Below are 18,830 nucleotides of genomic sequence, written 5' to 3'. Positions count from 1 at the left end.
GTCATCTTCTCGCGAACGGCCGGCAAATCGGTCGCCACGCCTGGCAGACGCAGCAGCATCAGAGCTGCACCGCATAACGCGTAGACCAGCCATTCACCTATATCAGAGCGCACTACCCACAGCACGTGTAGCAATGCCAGGCCGAGAATCAGATACACCAACTTATGCAGCTGGCGCCAACCTGACCCCAGGCGGCGCTGGCTGTAGCGATTAGAAGTCAGCGCGAGCGGCAGCAGCCCAAGTAGCGCCAACGCACCAACAATGATGTAAGGACGCTCACTGATGTCCGCCAGCAGACGATCAAAGCGCAAGCCGAGAATGAACAGCAGATAGCCACAGAGATGCAGCACTATATAGAAGAAGCACCACAGCCCCAGCTGACGCCGCACCGCCAACCAGCCACCCCAGGCGGTCAATCGGCGCAACGGGGTCATGCTCAGCGTCAGCAACAAAAGGATCAACCCACCCTGCCCCAGGTTATCCACCAGTACCTTGCCGGGATCGGGGCCGGTGAGTCGCTGCAGTCCTTCATACAGCCAGTACAAGGGAAACAACAAGGCAACGACGAACACCAGCCCACGCCAGACCGGGAAGCGCATCAGTAATGCTTCCGCAGATCGAGACCGGCATAGAGGCTGGCGACTTCGTCATAGCCGTTGAACAGTTTGGTGTCGATGACATTGGGACTGAACAGACTATTGGGTAGACGGCGCTCGGTCGCCTGACTCCAGCGCGGGTGGTCGACGCCCGGGTTCACATTGGCGTAGAAGCCATATTCGTCGGGCGCCAGGCTTTCCCAGGTAGTTTTCGGTTGTTCGGCAACCAGACTGATACGCACGATAGATTTGATGCTCTTGAAGCCGTATTTCCACGGCACCACCAGACGCAGCGGCGCACCATTCTGATTAGGCAGAACGCGTCCGTAGAGCCCCACCGCCATGATCGCCAAGGGATGCATGGCCTCATTCATGCGCAGCCCCTCCACATAGGGCCAGTCAATCAGCGAGAATCCGGAGCGCACCCCCGCCATCTGTTGTGGCGCCACCTTGGTTTCGAAACGGACGAACTTGGCATTGCCGGTCGGCTCAGCGCGCTTGAGGAGTTCGGCCAGCGGGAAGCCGAGCCAGGGAATGACCATCGACCAGGCTTCGACACAGCGCAGGCGATAGATGCGCTCCTCCAACCGATAGGGCTGGACCAGCTGCTCAAGCGATACCGGGCCTGGCTTGGCCACCTCGCCATCGATCATCACCGACCAAGGTTCCACCTCGAGCTTGCCGGCATGGCGCGCCGGATCGCCCTTGCTGGTTCCGAACTCGTAGAAGTTGTTGTACTGGGTGACATCCGGATAGGGCGTGAGCGCCTCTTCACCTATCGCAGCCGACTGCCAGCGCACGCCGGGCAACTTCTCGGCAAACCAGCCCGGCATAGGGCCAGGCTCGACATCCGCATATCGCGCTACGTCCGCATGCGCTCGTAACGCACCCAGCGCCATGACACCGCCAGCAGCGGCCATAAAACGACGACGAGAGAGGTAAACGGCTTCGGGGGTGATGTCGCATTCGCGGGCGGCGGATGCGAGAGGAGTCTTGATCAGCATGGCGGGCTCCACAGCCTGGACATCGAGTGCGCCAGTAGACTGCGGAGCCGCGAGGAAATTACATCACTCGGCCGCTTTGCGTCGGCGCAGTTGCAACAAATATTGCACGGGACCGGAAGCCGCGTAGGCGAGGAAGATCAGCAGCAGGATACGGGGTGGGTCGCTGAACACCACGGCGAACACCAGCACCACGATGAGAATGGCCACGAAAGGCACTCGCCCCTTGAGATCCAGGTCCTTGAAGCTGTGGTACTTGATGTTGCTGACCATCAGCGTACCGGCAGCAGCCACCAGCAGGGCGACCACGAAGGCCATGTTCGAGCCCTTGATGCCGAAGTCGCTGAACGCCCACACGGTACCGGCCACCAGTGCAGCTGCAGCCGGACTGGCCAGGCCGATGAAGTAGCGCTTGTCGGCCTTGCCGACCATGGTGTTGAAGCGCGCCAGGCGCAGGGCCGCACCAGCTACATAGATGAAGGCAACCATCCAGCCGACCTTGCCCAGGCTGCCCAGGGCCCACTCGAAGGCCACCAGCGCCGGCGCGACACCGAAGGCGACCATATCGGACAGCGAGTCGTATTCGGCACCGAAGGCGCTCTGGGTGTTGGTCAGGCGAGCGACGCGACCATCAAGGCCATCGAGCACCATGGCCACGAAGATGGCGATGGCGGCGTGATCGAACTGGCCGTTCATGCCGTTGACGATGGCGTAGAAGCCGGAAAACAGCGCAGCCGTGGTGAACAGATTGGGCAACAGGTAAATGCCACGGTGGCGAACCTTGCGGCCCTCGGCGTCCTGGCCTTCTTCCACGTGCTCATCGATGGGCAACAGACTCTCCTGTTCGAGAGCCTTGCCAGAATCCTCGGGACGTTCGTTCATGAACAATACCTTGCAGCGATTTGATAGGACTTCGACCGACTGCGGCGACACAGGTTCGCCAGCGGCACGGTTAAGCGAGAGGGCTTTATACCAGAAGCCCACCGCGCGTATAAAAAAACGCGGCCTAAGCCGCGTTCTTTTCGAGCATCGGAAGACCTTAGTTCTTGGTCTTGTCGACGATCTTGTTGGCGGAGATCCACGGCATCATCGCACGCAGCTTCTCGCCGACCACTTCGATGCCGTGAGCGGCATTGTTGCGGCGGTAGGCAGTCATGGACGGGTAGTTGGCTGCGCCTTCCTGGATGAACATCTTGGCGTATTCGCCGTCCTGGATGCGCTTCAGAGCATTGCGCATGGCCTGACGGGATTCGGCGTTGATGACTTCCGGGCCGGTCACGTACTCGCCGTACTCGGCGTTGTTGGAGATCGAGTAGTTCATGTTGGCGATGCCGCCTTCGAACATCAGGTCGACGATCAGCTTCAGCTCGTGCAGACACTCGAAGTAGGCCATTTCCGGCGCGTAGCCAGCTTCGACCAAGGTATCGAAACCAGCCTTGACCAGCTCGACGCAACCGCCGCACAGAACGGCCTGCTCGCCGAACAGGTCGGTTTCGGTCTCGTCCTTGAAGGTGGTTTCGATGATGCCGGTACGGCCACCGCCAACGCCGCAGGCGTAGGACAGGGCGACGTTCTTGGCATTGCCGGAAGCGTCCTGGTAGATGGCGATCAGGTCGGGGATGCCGCCGCCCTTGACGAACTCGGAGCGCACGGTGTGGCCCGGGGCCTTCGGCGCGATCATGATCACGTCGAGGTCGGCACGCGGTACGACCTGGTTGTAGTGGATCGAGAAGCCGTGGGAGAAGGCCAGAGTGGCGCCTTTCTTGATGTTCGGCTCGATCTCGTCCTTGTACAGGCGGCCTTGGAACTCGTCCGGGGTCAGGATCATGACCAGGTCGGCGTTGGCAACGGCAGTGGCCACGTCGGTGACTTTCAGGCCATGGGCCTCGGCCTTGGCAACGGTAGCGGAGCCCTTACGCAGACCGATGGTGACGTCTACACCGGAATCCTTGAGGTTGCACGCTTGAGCGTGGCCCTGGGAGCCGTAGCCGATAACGGCGACTTTCTTGCCCTGGATGATGGAGAGGTCGCAGTCTTTGTCGTAGAAAACTTTCATGTTCTTGGCTCTTCTGGATCGAATGGAGGGGGTGCTGAGCACCGCTACGGAGGCACCTTAAGCGATCCCCGCCATTGCGTAAAATGATATATTTGCAACACAACGTGCCGATATACGAAACGATTATGGATAGCCACGCACTCAGGCTTTTTCTTTCTTTGGCGGACAACCTGCACTTCGGCAAAACCAGCCGCGAGCAGCACGTCAGCCCTTCCGCGCTCAGCCGCAGCATCAAGCAGCTCGAAGATGAACTGGGCGCCCCGCTATTCCTGCGCGACAACCGCTCGGTCCGCCTGACTCGCGAGGGGCAGCAGTTTCGCGGGTACGCCCAGGAAGTCATGAATGGCTGGCAGGCTATTCGCCAGACATTCAAGCAGGACCAGTTGATCCTGCACGGCGAACTTTCCCTGTATTGCTCGGTCACCGCCAGCTACAGCTTTCTCTACGACATCCTCAGCAGCTTCCGGCAGAACTACCCACGCATCGAGATGAAGCTGCATACCGGCGACCCGGCCAAGGCCGTCGAGCGCGTACAGCAGGAGCTGGAAGACCTGGCCATCGGCGCCCGCCCGGACAACCTGCCGGCCGACGTCGAATTCCAACCCATCGCTCGCTCCGAGTTGCGCTTCATCGGCCCGCAGTCATCCCAGCTACTCAGCGATGAGCAGCTGAAAAAACCCAGCGCGGAGAGCTGGCGGGACGTTCCGATGATCCTGTCGGAAGAGGGCCTGGCGCGCACCCGCACCGACCGCTGGCTGAAGAGCCACAACATCAAGCCACGCATCTACGCCCAGGTCAGCGGCAACGAGGCCATCGTCAGCATGGTGAGCCTGGGGTTCGGCATCGGCGTGGTGCCACAGATCGTGCTGGACAACAGCCCACTGACCGCGCGCATCCGCATATACGACATCCAGCCGCCACTGACTGCCTACGACATCGGCCTGTTCGCCCTGCAGAAGCGCCTCAAGGACCCGCTGATCGCCGCCTTCTGGAATCGCTAAAAATAAAAAGCCCCGCACTTGGCGGGGCTTTCTTTGCAACCTGACGATCAGATACTCAAGACCTTGTCGCCACGCGCAATACCGGTGACACCACTGCGCACGGTTTCCAGGATCGACGAGGTGCCGATGGCCTGGATGAAGCTGTCCAGCTTGTCGCTCGTGCCGGTCAGCTGAATGGTGTAGACGCTGCTGGTGACGTCGACGATCTGCCCACGGAAGATGTCGGTGGTGCGCTTGACCTCGGCGCGCTGGGCGCCGGTGGCCTTGACCTTGACCAGCATCAGCTCGCGCTCGATGTGGGCACTTTCAGACAGGTTCACCAGCTTAACCACTTCGATCAGCTTGTTGAGGTTCTTGGTGATCTGCTCGATCACATCGTCATGGCCCACGGTGGTCAGCGTCAGACGCGACAGGGTCGGGTCTTCGGTTGGCGCCACGGTCAGGCTTTCGATGTTGTAGTTGCGCTGGGAGAACAGGCCAACCACACGCGACAGGGCACCGGGTTCGTTTTCCAGCAACAGGGAGATGATATGGCGCATGTTCAGGTCCGCTCCGTCTTGCTCAGCCACATGTCACGCATGGCACCGCCGCGAATCTGCATCGGGTACACGTGCTCGCTGGTATCCACGGCGATGTCGAGGAATACCAGGCGGTTCTTCATGGCGAAGGCTTCTTCCATCTTCGGCTTGAGGTCTTTCAGGTCAGTGATGCGCATGCCCACGTGACCATAGGCCTCGGCCAACTTGACGAAGTCAGGCAGCGATTCCATGTAGGAGTGCGAATAACGGCTGCTGTACTGCATGTCCTGCCACTGGCGAACCATGCCCAGGGCACCGTTGTTCAGGTTGATGATCTTCACCGGCAGGTCGTACTGCAGGCAGGTCGACAGCTCCTGGATGTTCATCTGGATGCTGCCCTCGCCGGTGACGCAGGCCACGTCGGCCTCCGGGAAGTTCAGCTTGACGCCCATCGCGGCCGGGAAACCGAAGCCCATGGTGCCCAGGCCACCGGAGTTGATCCAGCGATTGGGCTTGTTGAACTTGTAGTACTGCGCCGCGAACATCTGGTGTTGGCCCACGTCGGACGTGATGTAGGCGTCGCCACGGGTCACTTCGCTGAGAGTCTCGATCACCGCTTGCGGCTTGATGATGCTGCCGTCGCCCTCGTTGTAGGGGAACAGGCGGCCGCTACCGCGCCACTCGTCGATCTGCTTCCACCAGTTGGCGACAGTTTCCTTGTTCGGGGTCTCGCCGATTTCCTTGAGGATGGCGACCATCTCGGTAAGCACGCTGTCCACCGGACCGACGATCGGAATGTCGGCCTTGACGGTCTTGGAGATCGAGGCCGGGTCGATGTCGATGTGGATGATCTTGGCGTTCGGGCAGAACTTGGCCGCCGTCTCACCGTTAATCACGCGGTCATCGAAGCGCGCGCCGACGGCCAGGATCACGTCGGCGTGGTGCATGGCCAGGTTGGCGGTGTAGCTGCCGTGCATGCCGAGCATGCCGACGAACTGGCGATCGGTGCCGGGGAAGGCGCCAAGGCCCATCAGGGTGTTGGTCACCGGGATGTTGAGCATGCGCGCCAGTTCGGTCAGTGGCTCAGAGGCCCCGCCCATGACCACACCACCGCCGGAGTACATGACCGGACGCTTGGCGGCCAGGATCATCTCCGCAGCCTTGCGGATCTGCCCGGAATGACCACGGGCAGCCGGGCTGTAGGAGCGCAGCTTGACCTTCTTCGGGTAGCTGTACTCGAACTTCTGCGACGGGTCGCCCATATCCTTGGGAATGTCCACGACCACCGGGCCGGGACGGCCGGACTGGGCGAGGTAGAAAGCCTTCTTAATCACTTCGGGGATTTCCGAAGGATGCTTGATGATGAAGCTGTGCTTCACGATCGGACGCGAGATACCGACCATGTCGGTTTCCTGGAAGGCGTCGGTACCGACCACGGTGCTGGGCACCTGACCGGAGATGACGACCATCGGGATCGAGTCCATGTAGGCGGTGGCAATGCCGGTGATGGCATTGGTTGCCCCCGGGCCGGAAGTCACCAGCACCACACCAGCTTTACCGGTGGCGCGGGCGTAGCCGTCGGCCATATGAGTGGCGGCCTGCTCGTGACGAACCAGGATGTGGGTAACTTCCGGTTCCTTGAACAGGGCATCGTAGATGTGCAGGAGGGCACCGCCCGGGTACCCGTAGATGTACTTAACGCCTTCGTCACGCAACGAGCGGACGACCATTTCAGCGCCGGATAAAAGCTCCACGTTGTTCACCTCTAGAACGCCAGATCACCACCCGACAACGAGTGGTCCTTTGAGTAGGTCTTACTGGTCAGCGGACGAGCGCGACTGTGGTCGCGGATAGTGCAGGGGTCTGCCTGACGAGTAGCGGAACGGCCCAATCTTGCGGAGCCTTTCCTTCCCAGCGCGAGGTAACGCGTTGCGGGTGTAACGGGGGTCGGCACGGGTAGCGCCTTTTTCCACTGAGCTGAGGGACGCTTGCGGCGGACCTCACAACAGCAGGAAGGGCCGATTGTTCGGATTAGCGAACGCCAAGTCAAGTTATACGTCACAGTTTCTTGCTCTGCCGGCGTGTGACATGGCGCAGGATGAAGATTCGCGGGTTTTGGTTATAGTAACGGGCAGGTTTTGCTGCCGATAAAAAGGAAACGACATGCGTCGCATGATTCTCGCGTGCAGTGTGCTGCTCGCACTGAGCACCGGTGCCACTGCCGGCCAGATTTACAAGTGGGTGGATGGCCAAGGCAATGTTCACTTCGGCTCGCAACCGCCGGAGGGGCAGGATGCAGCGGCGGTGACCCCCAATATCGCCCAGCCAAAGCTGACAGCCCCAACTCCTGCAGTCAAAAACACAGAAAAATCGGAGCAAGACATTGTCGACGAGAAAGTAAGGCAGGAAGTTGCCAAACAGGAGGCTGAACGGAAAAAATTTTGCGAAGCGGCCCGTTACAATCTGGCCCAGCTCAAGAACAATCCGCGTGCTCGTATTGAGGTAAAAGGCGAGGTACGCCGACTTTCAGAAGAGGAGCGCCAAGCTCAGATATCTGAAATTGAAAAGGCTATTGCAGAGAATTGCCAGTAGCGCTGCCCGCCTAGGAGCGCTCAATGAGCGCTCCCGATCAATCGATCAAACTCCCCTAGCGCTATCAACAGCGCTCGCGCCTGAGCCTCACGACCGGGCCAGCTCATTTCCGCCATTTCACGAATACCGGATACCGACGGCAATGGCCCGGCGGACTCCAGCAGCTGCTTCATGCGCGGCAGGAAAATCCACTGCAGCCAAGCCTCAAAGTCCAAGGTATCGACGCAGAACGGCTGCTGGCTGGCCAGCGCCTCGGCCGATGGGGCCTCGACCGACCACCAGCCCAGCACTCGCAGTTCACGCTCGATCAGCAACAACTGATCGGTCAAGGCCGAAACGCGCGAATCCATCAGAGATTGACCCGAGCGCGCTCGCGGGCCTGGGCGGCGCCGGCAGGATCGCCCTGGCGCTCCCGCGCCTGACCGATCAGCCCCCATAGGCCAGCCTGCAGAGCCGGTCGGCCACTGGAGAAGCTCAGACCACGGCGTGCCAGCTGTTCGGCCTGTGCCGCATCCCCTTGGGCCAAGCGCACCTCGGCCAGGCGATAGAGCACCTGCGGCTCCCGCGGAGCGATGCGCTGAGCACGCTCCAGACTGGACGATGCCCCCTCAAGATCGCCACTGCCCTGTTGCTGCTGGGCACTGGTGAGCAACGCCAGAACCGGACCATCCAGCTGCTCATCGCCGGCCAGACTACCGCCGGCAGGAATACCGCTGGGCATGCTCGGTGCACTCGGCTGCTGATAGGCACCGGCGCTGGAAATCGGGCCAGTGCTCAGCGGGGCGGAGCCATAGGTAGCCGGCGTCGCACTGCTACCGTCCGGATAGGTTTCCAAGGGTGCAGAGGTCACGCCGCCCGGCACCATCACTACCACACCGGAATCCTCCGGCAGGCTCTGGGCCTGCGTCTGCTGCGGCGCTTGGCCACTCGCAGCGCCGCGACCAGCGAAGGCGCCCTGTTCGTCTTCCATCAAACGCCCCGAAGCGTCCTGCACCGGAATCGAGCCCCTGGGCACACTGGCGCAACCGGACAGAACCGCCGATGCCAGCACCACGCAAACCCACCACTTAGCCATGCATTTTCTCACTTCAGCGAATTCAGTTGAGCCAGCCACGCACCCAGTCCATCACCTCGCCTGCCGGAGCCTCCAGCAGACCGCAGGGCTGACCGGGAGCCGGCTCGCTGCCACGGATATAGGGTATTTCCACCGCATTCGGACAGCCTGCGGCGGAGCCCTGGCCGCTATAGGCGTCCACCCAGGCCGGCGCGACATTGTCCGGCATCGGCATATCCAGCGGCAGCGGGTCGGCTTTCTTCATGAAACCGGTCCAGACCTGCAGAGCGCCCGTCGCACCGGTCAGCGGCGTGACGCCGTTGTCGTCGCGCCCCATCCACACCACCGCCAGCAGATCCTGACTGAAACCGGCGAACCAGCTGTCACGCGAGTCGTTGCTGGTACCGGTCTTGCCAGCCAGATTCAGCGACGCCGGCAGCTGACTGTACACCGAGCGCCCGGTGCCCTCGCGCATCACCCGCTGCATGGCGTTCTGCACCAGGTAGATGGCACCCGGATCGAAACGCTGTTGTATCTGGAAGGGATAGCGCTTGAGCGGCTCACCCTCGGCAGCCAGCACGCTACGAATGCCACGCAACGGGGTATTGAAGCCGCCATTCGCCAGGGTCTGATACATGCTCGCCACTTCCATCGGGCTCAGTGCGCCGGCGCCCAGCAGCATCGACGGATAGGCCGGCCACTCGCGCTCGACACCGAGGCGCTCGAGGGTTTTGAGCACGTTCGGCACGCCCAGTTCCAGGCCGAGCTTGGCGGTCGAGAGGTTGTAGGAATTGGCCAGCCCCTGGTACAGGTAGATGGAGCCGTGGGCCTTGCCGTCGTAGTTCTTCGGCCGCCAGACCTGGCCGTCCTGGCCTTTCACGGAGAACGGCGTGTCCTCCAGCCAACTTGTCAGCGTGTACTGACTCGGACGCTCCAAGGCAGTGAGGTACACGGCCGGTTTGATCAGCGAGCCAATCGGCCGATTGGCATCCAGCACCCGGTTGAAACCGGCGAAGCGCGGCTGGCGACTGCCGATCAGCGCCTGTATCTCGCCGGTCTCCGGATTGGTCACCACCATGGCCGCTTCCACTTCGTCCACGCCCTTGCGCCCTGACAGGCGCTTAAGGGTCTCGCCCAGCGCCGATTCAGCCTTGAGCTGCAGGATCGGGTCGAAGCTGGTGAAGATGCGCAGGCCTTCTTCGGTCAGGTCTTCCTCGCGATAGTCCTCGCGCAGCTGGCGCTTGACCAGGTCGAGGAAGCCAGGGAAGGAGCTGTCGGCCAGGCTGCCGCGCTTGGTCACGCCCAGCGGCTTCTGCTTGGCCGCCTCGGCCATTTCGGCCGTGACCACGCCCTGCTCCGCCAGCAGATCGAGCACCAGATTGCGGCGTTTGAGCGCCAATTCCGGATTGCGCCGCGGGTTGTATACGGTCGGCCCCTTGACCATGCCGACCAGCAGCGCCACCTGCTCGAGCTTCAGTTCGCCCAGCGGCTGGCTGAAGAAATACTGGCTGGCCAGGCCGAAACCGTGCACTGCACGCTGGCCATCCTGACCGAGGAACACCTCGTTGAGATAGGCCTCGAGGATCTCCTGCTTGTCGTAATGCAGCTCCAGCAATACCGCCATCATGGCTTCGGTCAACTTGCGGGTCAGGCTGCGTTCGCTGGTGAGATAGAAATTCTTCACCAGCTGCTGGGTCAGGGTACTGCCGCCCTGACGCAACTGGCCGGCCGTGGCGTTGATCCACACGGCACGAGCGATGCCCTTGGGCGACACGCCGAAGTGGTTGAAGAACTCGCGATCCTCTACCGCCACCAGGGTCTCGACCAGGTACGGCGGCGCCTGGTCCAGCTTGATCAGAATGCGGTCCTCGTGGTGGGCCGGGTACAGGCCGCCGATCAGCAGCGGCTCCATGCGCGCCACCGCCAGCTTGGCGCCACTGCCTTGATTGAGGCCGGCCACGTAGTCACCGGAGAACTTCACCCGCACCCGCTGGGCCGGCTCGTTGCCCTCATAGAACTGGAAGCCGCGGGTATGCAGGTCGACCAGATTGCCGTTCACCGCCGCTGCACCCGGGCCGTTGGCAGCGCCTTCACGGCGATAGCCGAGGGCATCCAGTTCGGTGAGGAAGTCCTCCTTGCTCAGTTTCTGGCCAACGAACAGCTCCAGCGGTCGCGCGTAGACCTTGGCCGGCACCGTCCAGCGCTTGCCGGAGAATTTCTCCTGCACCACGGCGTCCAGGTAGACGGCGAAACCAGCCAGCAGCACCAGGCCGACCAGCGACAGCTTGAACAGCCAGCCCAGCCAGGAACGGCTGCTGGCGCGGCGCTTGGCGCCTTTGCGGGGGGTACGGGAACGAGTCATGGCGCGGCATTATACGCACTTTGCCAGGGGCCGACAGGCGCGCCCCGGCGGTTTGCAGAGCGCCTCACAGCGGCCATAATGCCGCCTCTTATCGATACCAGAAGCACAAGGAAAGACCGTGAGCCAAGCCCTGATCGCCGCCCTGCAGAACCCGGCCCTCTACCCCCATCCGGTAGAAGGATTCCAGGTCATCGAGACGCACATCTCCTGGGTGCTGCTCACTGGTCCCTTCGCCTACAAGATCAAGAAGCCGGTCAACTTCGGCTTCCTCGACTTCACCGACCTGGGCAAGCGCCAGCACTTCTGCGGCGAAGAGCTGCGCCTCAACCAGCGCCTGACCGAAGGCCTGTACCTGGATGTGCTGCCGATCACCGGCAGCGAGAGCGCCCCGCAACTGGGCGGTGAAGGCGCGGCCATCGAGTACGTGCTGAAGATGCGCCAGTTCCCGCAAACCCAGCTGCTCAGCGCCGTACAGTCGCGCGGCGAGCTGACCCCGGCGCATATCGACGCCCTGGCCCAGCAGATCGCCGATTTCCACGGCCGTACTCCCGCCGTGGCCGTCGACCATCCGCTGTGCGCGCCGCAGGCCATCGTCGCGCCGATGCGGCAGAACTTCGAGCAAATCCGCCCGCTGCTCGCCGATGCCGCCGACCTGCGCCAGCTCGAGGCCCTGGAGGCCTGGATGGAGGCCAGCATCGCTCGCCTGGAGCCACTGCTGTCCCGCCGTGCGGCGAACGGCGCGATCCGCGAGTGCCATGGCGATATCCACCTGGGCAACGCCACCCTGCTCGACGGCGCCGTGGTGCTGTTCGACTGCATCGAATTCAACGAGGAATTCCGCCTGATCGACATCGCCTTGGACGCCGCCTTCCTCGCCATGGACCTGGAAGACCGTGGCCTCAAGGCCCTGTCGCGGCGCTTCGTCAGCGCCTGGCTGGAGCGCAGCGGCGATTACGACGCGCTGGAGCTGTTCAACCTCTATAAAGCCCACCGCGCCCTGGTGCGGGCTAAAGTCGCGCTGTTCAGCCTGGCGCACCAGAGCGATGCGGTGCAGAAGGCCGCCACCCTGCGCCAGTACCGCAACTACGCCAACCTGGCAGAAAGCTACAGCGCCATTCCCACGCCTTTCCTGGCCATCACCAGCGGCGTCTCCGCCGTCGGCAAGAGCCAGGTAGCACTGCGTCTGGTCGAGGCGCTGGGCGCCATCCGCCTGCGTTCGGACGTGGAGCGCAAGCGCCTGTTCGGCGAGCAACCGGATAATGCCAAAGGCAGCCTGAACGGCGGCATCTACAGCGCCGAGGCCAGCGCCGCGACCTATGCGCGGCTGCACCAGTTGGCAGAAAGCGCCCTGCACGCCGGCTTCCCGGTGGTACTGGACGCCGCCTACCTCAAGCGCGACCAACGTGCCGCCGCCTGGCAGGTCGCCGAGCAGAACGGCGCGCCGTTCCTGATCCTCGACTGCCAGGCCCCGCAAGACGTGATCGCCGCTTGGTTGCAGCAGCGCCAGGCCGAGGGCAACGACCCGTCCGACGCAACCCTGGACGTGATTCAGGCTCAACACGCCAGCCGCGATGAGCTGGACGCCGACGAGCAGGCCCACAGCCGCCGCGTCGACACCCACCAGGCGGCCAGCCTGGACGGCCTGATCGACAGCATCCGCCAGCGCCTGCCCGGGCTCTGAGCCCTACCATTCGGGGCCTGTCTATACTGCCGGCAGGCCCTGAATGGAGGCACCCGATGAGCCAGCCCCGCCAACTGGACAACCCGCTCTACCGCCTGCTGCGTGACGAGAAGGTTGCCGACTTCAACAAGCAGAAACCCAAGGACGGCGCCGTCGACCTGCGCGGCGCCGATCTGCGCGGTCTCGACCTGCGTGTGCTGGACGCCAGCCGCATCGACTTCACCGACGCCTATTTCCGCGGCGCCGACCTACGCGGCGTGGACCTGCGCGAGGCCAATCTGGAAGGCGCGAGCATCGCTCACGCGCAGATTTCCGGCGCCTATTTCCCGGCCCAGCTGTGCGCCGACGAGATTCTCCTGTCCATGCAGTTCGGCACCCGCATGCGCTATCGCTCTCTCTGACGCCGAGGCTCCATGAGCGAGATCACCCGCCTGTTCGGTAACCGTGCCGGCGCCTATGCCAGCTTCCGCCCACAGTATCCCGACGGCCTGTTCACCTGGCTGGCCGCCAACAGCCCCGGCCAGGAGCGCGCGCTGGATATCGCCTGCGGCAACGGCCAGGCCAGCCGCCCGCTAATGAAATACTTCCACCAGGTGCTGGCCTGTGACGGCAGTCCCGAACAACTGCGCGCCGCCCCCGACCTGCAAGGCATCGACTGCTTCGCCGCGGATGCCAGCGCCCAGCCCCTGGCCGATGCCAGCCTCGACCTGATCGTGGTAGCCCAGGCCCTGCACTGGTTCGCCACGCCGGCATTCTTCGCCGAGACACGCCGCTTACTCAGGTCGGACGGGCTGTTCTGCGCCTGGTGCTACAGCCTGCTGCGCATCGACGCTGCGCTGGACGCGGTGCTCGACGACTTATACTGGAACACTCTGGGCGGCTACTGGCCCAGCGGCCGCGCCAGCGTGGATGCCGGCTACCGCGATATCCAGCCGCCGTTCGCGCGCATCGAGGTACCTGCCTTCGCCATCGAGCTGGAGTGGGATCTGCAGCAACTGATGGGCTATCTCGGCACCTGGTCCGCCGTGCAGAAGCTGGAGCAGGCCAGCGGTCGCGATCCCCTGCCGGAACTGCTGCCCAAACTGCGCCGGGCCTGGGGCGACGGGCAGCAAAAGCGTTTTGTGCGTTGGCCGCTACACTTTCTCGCAGGCCTCCCGACCCGGCCTCATTCGTGACAGCGCAGAAAGGCAAGGAGGCGCCATGAACGATGAACTGCAACACCTGAAGAACCTGGGCAAGACCTCGGCACAGTGGCTGCACGCGGTAGGCATTCACAGCGCCAACGACCTGCGCCGCCTGGGCGCGGTGGACGCTTATCGGGCGGTACGCGCCCGTGGTTTCCGCGCGTCCAAGGTCCTGCTCTATGCGATCGAGGGCGCCTTGCTCGACGTCCATTGGAACGATCTGCCCCCCGGGCTGAAGGCCAGACTCAACGGCCAACTGGACGAACCGGGGACAAGCAACAAGAGCTAGCTCACAACCTCCGAGCGGCGGGATTTACCTGTACCACGTCGCCACCTATTGTTGCGGACACCCGCGTGCCTTATCGTCAGCGCAGCCAGTTCAAGGAATTACCGTTATGTACCTACTCGGGGAGCAACCGGCCTACGCCGATCAGCTGATCCAACGCCTGCAGAGCATTCCCACGCAGTTGCTCGACGGGCTGCAGCCCAGCGGTGCCTCCCTGCGCCTGGAACAGGTCGACGACCTGGCGAAGATCCTGCCCGGCAACCAGCTGTACATCATCGAGAACGGCCTGCTGCATGCCCAGGTCGATGAGCGCCCGCTGTTCTATCTGCAGGAAGGCGATCTGGTCGGCCTGCGCCAGGGCATCGACCTGCCCAGCTGCCGCTACAGCAGCGAAGAGCAGCTGAGTCTGGTGCCCTATGCGCGCAACGAGGTGTTCAAACACATCTACGGTAGCGAGCAGCGCCAGGAGCTGTTCATCCAATACCTGATCGGCCACACCGCCCTGCTCTCCGACGCTCTGGCGCGCCTCAAGCAGCCGGAAATCCGCCCGGCAACCGGCTTCCAGCACTTCGCCGCCGGCGAGGAGCTGATCCACCAGGGTGACGACGCCGACCACGTGTTCGTGATCATCGAAGGCCACGCCGAGGCCCATGTGGACGGGCAGAAGGTCGGCGACGTGCAGAAGGACGAGATCTTCGGCGCCATGGCCGTGTTCACCCGCGAGAAGCGCAGCGCCACGGTGATCGCCAGCGAGCCCTGCACCGTGATGGTGATCCCCAAGGATCAGTTCCTCAGCCTGATGCAGAGCAATCCGCGCATTGCCCACAGCCTGATCGAGAGCATGGCGCGGCGCATCGACCTGCTGAACAAAGAGGTCACTCAGCTGCGCACCCAACTGCAGCCCACGTAAGTCCTCAGCTGACGTACCAGACCCCGGCCCAGGCCGGGGTTTGTTTTTCCAGGGTTTTGCCAACCAGTCGAAAATAATTCTCATCCAGGTGTTGACTGCAAAATGAGAATTGTTATTATTACCACAACTGGTCGCGAGATCAGCCGATAAGCTCAAGAGACCACGCAGTCGGACTCTTCAGATTATCTCCTCATCAGGCTAATCACGGTTATTGACCCGGCACTTTGCCGGGTCTTTTTTTGCCTGCGATTTGCCTGCGTGCCAGCATGGAGTGGACTTCCGCCAGCGGAGCACACTCATGGATCAGACCACCGCGGATCACCTGCAGTCATTGCACCAGCAGGGCTTCGCGCTGCTGCGAGGCGTGCTGGATGCTGGCCAGATCGCCGAGCTGCGCACCGCCATAGATGCCTTGCAACCCCAGCACTGGGACTACAGCGGCCTGCTCGACCATTACAAGTGCGTGTTCAACCGCGACCCGCTGTGGCTGCCCTATCTGGACCTGCGGGGCGTGATCGAACTGGCGGAGGCGGCGCTCGGCGCCGATTGCCATGTCATCGGTCAGACCGCCTGGCGCTGTCATCCCGGCTTTATCGGTGCCGAGCTGCATCTCGACTACCTGGCGGTGCAGCTGCCGAGCAGCCTGCTGGACGATCCGACCTTCGAGCTGCCAATGCAGATCTGCACGGCGCAGCTGTACCTGAGCGATATCGACGAGGACCTCTGCCCGACCCTGGTGATTTCCGGTAGTCACCGTGCCGGCCGCCCTCCCGCGTCGGGAGAGCAGACTTGGCGCGGCCATGAACCGCAACCGGTGTTATGCCACGCCGGCGACGTGCTGTTCCTGCGCAGCGAGCTGTGGCACGCCGGCAGCCGCAATCGCAGCTCCGACCGCAGCCGCTACCTGCTGCAGGTGCATTACGGCCGGCGCATGGTGGCGCAGAAGTTCTCGCCCTATCTGCAGTGGCGCTTCAATCCGGAAGTGCTGGCCGCCTGCACGCCGCGCCAGCGCAGGCTATTGGGCGACCACGAGGAAGCGGCGTACGACTGAGCGGCTTACCAGCCCACGCCCAGGCCGATCATGTAGCGCCGCTCATTGGTGTCGCCATGCTCGCTGGCGACCTTGTCCCACTCGGCCTTGAGGCTCAGCGCCGCCCAGCTGTTGAGCTTGTAGCGCACGCCGGCCTCGGTATCGATGACGTACTCGACCTCGTCGGTGAAAGGCGCGCCCAGTTCGCCCTGGGTATACAGCTCGAGGTTCTTGCCGTGCAGGTAGCGCTTGTAGTCCCACTCCATGGCGGCGGAGTTGAAATGCTCGCTCGTGCCGTCGGCGAACACGTAGTCGTTGCGGTTGAACAGGCCGGCCATGGAGAAGGCGCCCAGCTCGTTGTCCCAGAACTGGTAACCGGGACCGGTACCGATGGTGCGCTGTGTCTCCAGGTCCTCGACACGGTCGTGGCTGTACTTCAGCTGGCCCTGCCAGAAGAACTTCTGGGTCAGGAAGCGATCGAGGTCGTACTCCAGCTCGACCCGGTCGGTCTTGCGCTCGTCGTCCTTGGTCTCGTGGTTATACTCGGCGGCGAAGCCGTGCCGCCAGGCGCCGTGGCGCGCCTTGGTATCGAGGTCGATGTCGTAGTCCTTGATGTCGTTCTCGGCCTGCTTGTAGTCGGCGGAGAAGTCCAGCGAACCGGTCCAGGTGAGGTCCTGCACCAGTGGCTTGGGCGGCAGCATCTGGCTGATCGACGCCAGCTCCACCACCCGCGGCGCCGTGCCGTTGACCAGCTCGACCTGGCCCTGCCCGGCCGGCTTGAGCGACTTGGCATGTTCACCGACGAAATCGTTCTGCTTCACCAGCAGCTCGCGGTCGCTCTCCAGGGTGGCGATCTTCTTCACATCCAGCGTGATGCTGCCGGCATACTCGGTCTGCAGCAGCAGCTTGCCGCTGTCGAACAGCTGAATGGTACCGGTGAGCTTGTCGCCGTTCTTCAGCCAGACGGTATCGGCGAGCAGCGATGAGGGGACGGCGGCGAGCGCCAGGCAGAGCAGGGAGCGGGACGGCTTCATGGGCATCGACAACGGGCTGGTCCTGGAAAAAGGCGCGCATTATCCGGATGCACGCCGCATGAGCAAGCACAGACCGGCGAATGACCGCCTAAGTTCAGCCGAGCCGCTTACCAACCCACGCCCAAACCGATCAGGTAATGCCGGTCGGACACCGTGGTGCCCAGCCCACTCAGCTGGTTCAGCTCGTACAGCAACGACAGCCGCGCCCAGTCGTTGAGGCGATAGCGCAGCCCCGCCTCGCCATCGAACACGTAGTCGATCTCGTCGATCTGCGGCACCTGCAGCTCGGCGGTGCTGTAGAACTCCAGGCGCGTGCCCCACAGCAGCCGCTTGTAATCCCACTCCATGGACCAGGTATCGAACGACAGATCGCCATAGGGCGAGTCCAGGCGCACCCGGTTGACCTGGCCGACCAGATCGAGGCGACCCAGCTCGTTGTCCCAGAAGCGATAGCCCGGCCCGGTGCCGAGGACGCGCTGGCGGGTGACACCCTCGAACTGGTCCTCCTGCTGCTCGTAGCCACTGCGCCAGAACCAGTGATCGGTGAAGAAACGGTCGAGGTCGTACTCCAGCTCCCAGTTGTCCTCGGTCTTCTCGCCATTCTCCGTCTCGTGCTCCAACTCGCCGCTGAGCACATGGCGCCAGCGCCCGTGCTCGATGCGGGTGTTGCCCTTGAGCTTCCACTCGTCGGTGCGGTCCTCGTTGCGCTCCATGTCCAGCTTGGCGTCCAGGTTGCCCTCCCAGATGCGGTCCTTGAGCAGCGGGCGCGGCGGCACCAGACGGGTGATGCTGGCCAGCGCCACCGTTTCGCTACTGCCGTTGACTACCTGCACCCTGCCCTTGTCGGCCGCCTTGAGCTGGTGGCCAACCTCGCTGTCCAGGCCCTCGCGGCGCAGCATCAGGGGTTTGTCCGAGGCCAGGGTGTCGATATCCTTCCAGTCGATCACCACGCGCCCGGCATACTTGGTCTTCAGCGCCAGCTTGCCGCCATCGAGCAGCAGGATCTCGCCACTCAGGCGGTCGCCGTTGTTCAGCCACACGGTATCCGCGAAGACAGGCCAAGCCAGGCTCAGCAACAGACAGGACAGCAGGACGCGCACCATGGCCAGATCACCGAAGAAGGAACGAAACGACAAGGCAGAACATGCCCCAGCCCTGGAGCCCACGGCAAGTGCCGAAGGACGCCGCGCGGCACTGTACCTGGTGATGGCGCAGATCCCCGAGGGCAAAGTGATCAGCTATGGCGAACTGGCCGCCCTGGCCGGCCTCGGCCGGGCCGCGCGCTGGGTCGGCCGTACCCTCAGCCAGTTACCGCAGGACACCCGCCTACCCTGGCACCGCGTACTCGCTGCCGGTGGACGCCTCAGCCTGGCCGCCGGCACGCCCTCCGGCGAGGAGCAGCGCGCACGCCTGCGCGCCGAGGGCCTGACCATCCGCAATGATCGCGTCGACATGCGCCGCCACGGCTGGCGCCCGATGGAGCCTAACGGTTAGAGTGCGCCCTTTGTCCGAGCCCTCGTCCGAA

The 18,830-nt window shown here is 63.2% G+C and carries 20 protein-coding genes; 9 read left to right on the top strand and 11 right to left on the bottom strand.

Features of this window, described 5'->3' with window-relative positions:
- The 4 genes from msrQ to ilvC all read right to left on the bottom strand — a co-directional run.
- The coding region (gene msrQ, locus N7607_RS14785; protein WP_279924026.1) for a protein-methionine-sulfoxide reductase heme-binding subunit MsrQ at window positions 1-599 on the bottom strand (599 nt) is incomplete at its 3' end.
- Complete coding sequence (msrP, locus tag N7607_RS14780; RefSeq protein WP_279866132.1) at window positions 599-1,600, bottom strand: protein-methionine-sulfoxide reductase catalytic subunit MsrP; 1,002 nt, start codon at window positions 1,598-1,600, stop codon at window positions 599-601. The genes msrQ and msrP, both read right to left, overlap by 1 nt.
- A 63-nt stretch (window positions 1,601-1,663) precedes the next feature.
- The gene (gene pssA / locus N7607_RS14775) at window positions 1,664-2,479 is read right to left on the bottom strand and encodes a CDP-diacylglycerol--serine O-phosphatidyltransferase (protein ID WP_279866133.1); all 816 of its coding nucleotides are present in this window, start codon (window positions 2,477-2,479) and stop codon (window positions 1,664-1,666) included.
- 157 nt (window positions 2,480-2,636) lie between these two features.
- Window positions 2,637-3,653, bottom strand: a complete 1,017-nt coding sequence (gene ilvC, locus N7607_RS14770; protein WP_279866134.1) for a ketol-acid reductoisomerase — start codon at window positions 3,651-3,653, stop codon at window positions 2,637-2,639.
- A gap of 125 nt (window positions 3,654-3,778) precedes the next feature.
- On the opposite strand from ilvC, the gene ilvY reads away from it, so the two are divergent.
- Window positions 3,779-4,654 carry an HTH-type transcriptional activator IlvY gene (gene ilvY / locus N7607_RS14765; protein WP_279866135.1) on the top strand — a complete coding sequence of 292 codons (876 nt, stop codon included), beginning with the start codon at window positions 3,779-3,781 and terminating at the stop codon, window positions 4,652-4,654.
- A 47-nt stretch (window positions 4,655-4,701) separates the two neighbouring features.
- Here the strand turns inward: ilvY and ilvN are convergent, their stop codons facing one another.
- On the bottom strand, window positions 4,702-5,193 hold the full coding sequence (gene ilvN / locus N7607_RS14760; RefSeq protein WP_279866136.1) for an acetolactate synthase small subunit: 492 nt from the start codon (window positions 5,191-5,193) through the stop codon (window positions 4,702-4,704).
- A 2-nt stretch (window positions 5,194-5,195) separates the two neighbouring features.
- Window positions 5,196-6,926: an acetolactate synthase 3 large subunit gene (locus N7607_RS14755; RefSeq protein WP_279866137.1), complete on the bottom strand. Its 1,731-nt coding sequence runs from the start codon at window positions 6,924-6,926 to the stop codon at window positions 5,196-5,198.
- A 409-nt stretch (window positions 6,927-7,335) separates the two neighbouring features.
- On the opposite strand from N7607_RS14755, the gene N7607_RS14750 reads away from it, so the two are divergent.
- Window positions 7,336-7,764, top strand: coding sequence for a DUF4124 domain-containing protein (locus N7607_RS14750; protein ID WP_279866138.1), 429 nt, complete (start codon window positions 7,336-7,338; stop codon window positions 7,762-7,764).
- A 20-nt stretch (window positions 7,765-7,784) separates the two neighbouring features.
- Here the strand turns inward: N7607_RS14750 and N7607_RS14745 are convergent, their stop codons facing one another.
- The 3 genes from N7607_RS14745 to mrcB are packed head-to-tail and all read right to left on the bottom strand — an operon-like array spanning window position 7,785 to window position 11,180.
- Window positions 7,785-8,114 (bottom strand): YqcC family protein, encoded by a 330-nt coding sequence (locus tag N7607_RS14745; protein ID WP_279866139.1) that lies wholly within the window; start codon window positions 8,112-8,114, stop codon window positions 7,785-7,787.
- The gene (locus tag N7607_RS14740) at window positions 8,114-8,839 is read right to left on the bottom strand and encodes a tetratricopeptide repeat protein (RefSeq protein WP_279866140.1); all 726 of its coding nucleotides are present in this window, start codon (window positions 8,837-8,839) and stop codon (window positions 8,114-8,116) included. The genes N7607_RS14745 and N7607_RS14740 overlap by 1 nt, the downstream gene beginning before the upstream one ends.
- Before the next feature lie 22 nt (window positions 8,840-8,861).
- Window positions 8,862-11,180, bottom strand: coding sequence for a penicillin-binding protein 1B (mrcB, locus tag N7607_RS14735; protein ID WP_279866141.1), 2,319 nt, complete (start codon window positions 11,178-11,180; stop codon window positions 8,862-8,864).
- A gap of 118 nt (window positions 11,181-11,298) precedes the next feature.
- Here mrcB and N7607_RS14730 point away from each other — a divergent pair, with 118 nt between their 5' ends.
- From N7607_RS14730 to N7607_RS14705, 6 genes are all read left to right on the top strand, one after another.
- Complete coding sequence (locus N7607_RS14730) at window positions 11,299-12,861, top strand: bifunctional aminoglycoside phosphotransferase/ATP-binding protein (protein WP_279866142.1); 1,563 nt, start codon at window positions 11,299-11,301, stop codon at window positions 12,859-12,861.
- A gap of 56 nt (window positions 12,862-12,917) precedes the next feature.
- Entirely contained in the window at window positions 12,918-13,262 is a 345-nt protein-coding gene (locus N7607_RS14725; protein WP_279866143.1) for a pentapeptide repeat-containing protein, read from the top strand.
- Window positions 13,263-13,274: 12 nt separating this feature from the next.
- Window positions 13,275-14,036, top strand: a complete 762-nt coding sequence (locus N7607_RS14720) for a class I SAM-dependent methyltransferase (protein WP_279866144.1) — start codon at window positions 13,275-13,277, stop codon at window positions 14,034-14,036.
- Between the two features lie 25 nt (window positions 14,037-14,061).
- Entirely contained in the window at window positions 14,062-14,334 is a 273-nt protein-coding gene (locus N7607_RS14715) for a TfoX/Sxy family protein (protein ID WP_279866145.1), read from the top strand.
- A 106-nt stretch (window positions 14,335-14,440) separates the two neighbouring features.
- Window positions 14,441-15,241 (top strand): cyclic nucleotide-binding domain-containing protein, encoded by an 801-nt coding sequence (locus tag N7607_RS14710; RefSeq protein ID WP_137974880.1) that lies wholly within the window; start codon window positions 14,441-14,443, stop codon window positions 15,239-15,241.
- A gap of 298 nt (window positions 15,242-15,539) precedes the next feature.
- Window positions 15,540-16,292 carry a phytanoyl-CoA dioxygenase family protein gene (locus N7607_RS14705; protein ID WP_279866146.1) on the top strand — a complete coding sequence of 251 codons (753 nt, stop codon included), beginning with the start codon at window positions 15,540-15,542 and terminating at the stop codon, window positions 16,290-16,292.
- 5 nt (window positions 16,293-16,297) lie between these two features.
- Here the strand turns inward: N7607_RS14705 and N7607_RS14700 are convergent, their stop codons facing one another.
- Window positions 16,298-17,305 carry a DUF481 domain-containing protein gene (locus N7607_RS14700; RefSeq protein ID WP_279866147.1) on the bottom strand — a complete coding sequence of 336 codons (1,008 nt, stop codon included), beginning with the start codon at window positions 17,303-17,305 and terminating at the stop codon, window positions 16,298-16,300.
- Between the two features lie 107 nt (window positions 17,306-17,412).
- On the bottom strand, window positions 17,413-18,408 hold the full coding sequence (locus N7607_RS14695) for a DUF481 domain-containing protein (protein ID WP_279866149.1): 996 nt from the start codon (window positions 18,406-18,408) through the stop codon (window positions 17,413-17,415).
- Here N7607_RS14695 and N7607_RS14690 point away from each other — a divergent pair.
- Window positions 18,407-18,799, top strand: coding sequence for an MGMT family protein (locus N7607_RS14690; RefSeq protein WP_279866150.1), 393 nt, complete (start codon window positions 18,407-18,409; stop codon window positions 18,797-18,799). The genes N7607_RS14695 and N7607_RS14690 overlap by 2 nt on opposite strands.
- Window positions 18,800-18,830 lie beyond the last annotated feature (31 nt).

The organism is Pseudomonas sp. GD04019 (genome assembly GCF_029837695.1).
GTDB lineage: Bacteria > Pseudomonadota > Gammaproteobacteria > Pseudomonadales > Pseudomonadaceae > Aquipseudomonas.
Note: the sequence above shows the minus strand (reverse complement) of the source record. Positions and strands in the feature narration are given on the sequence as shown.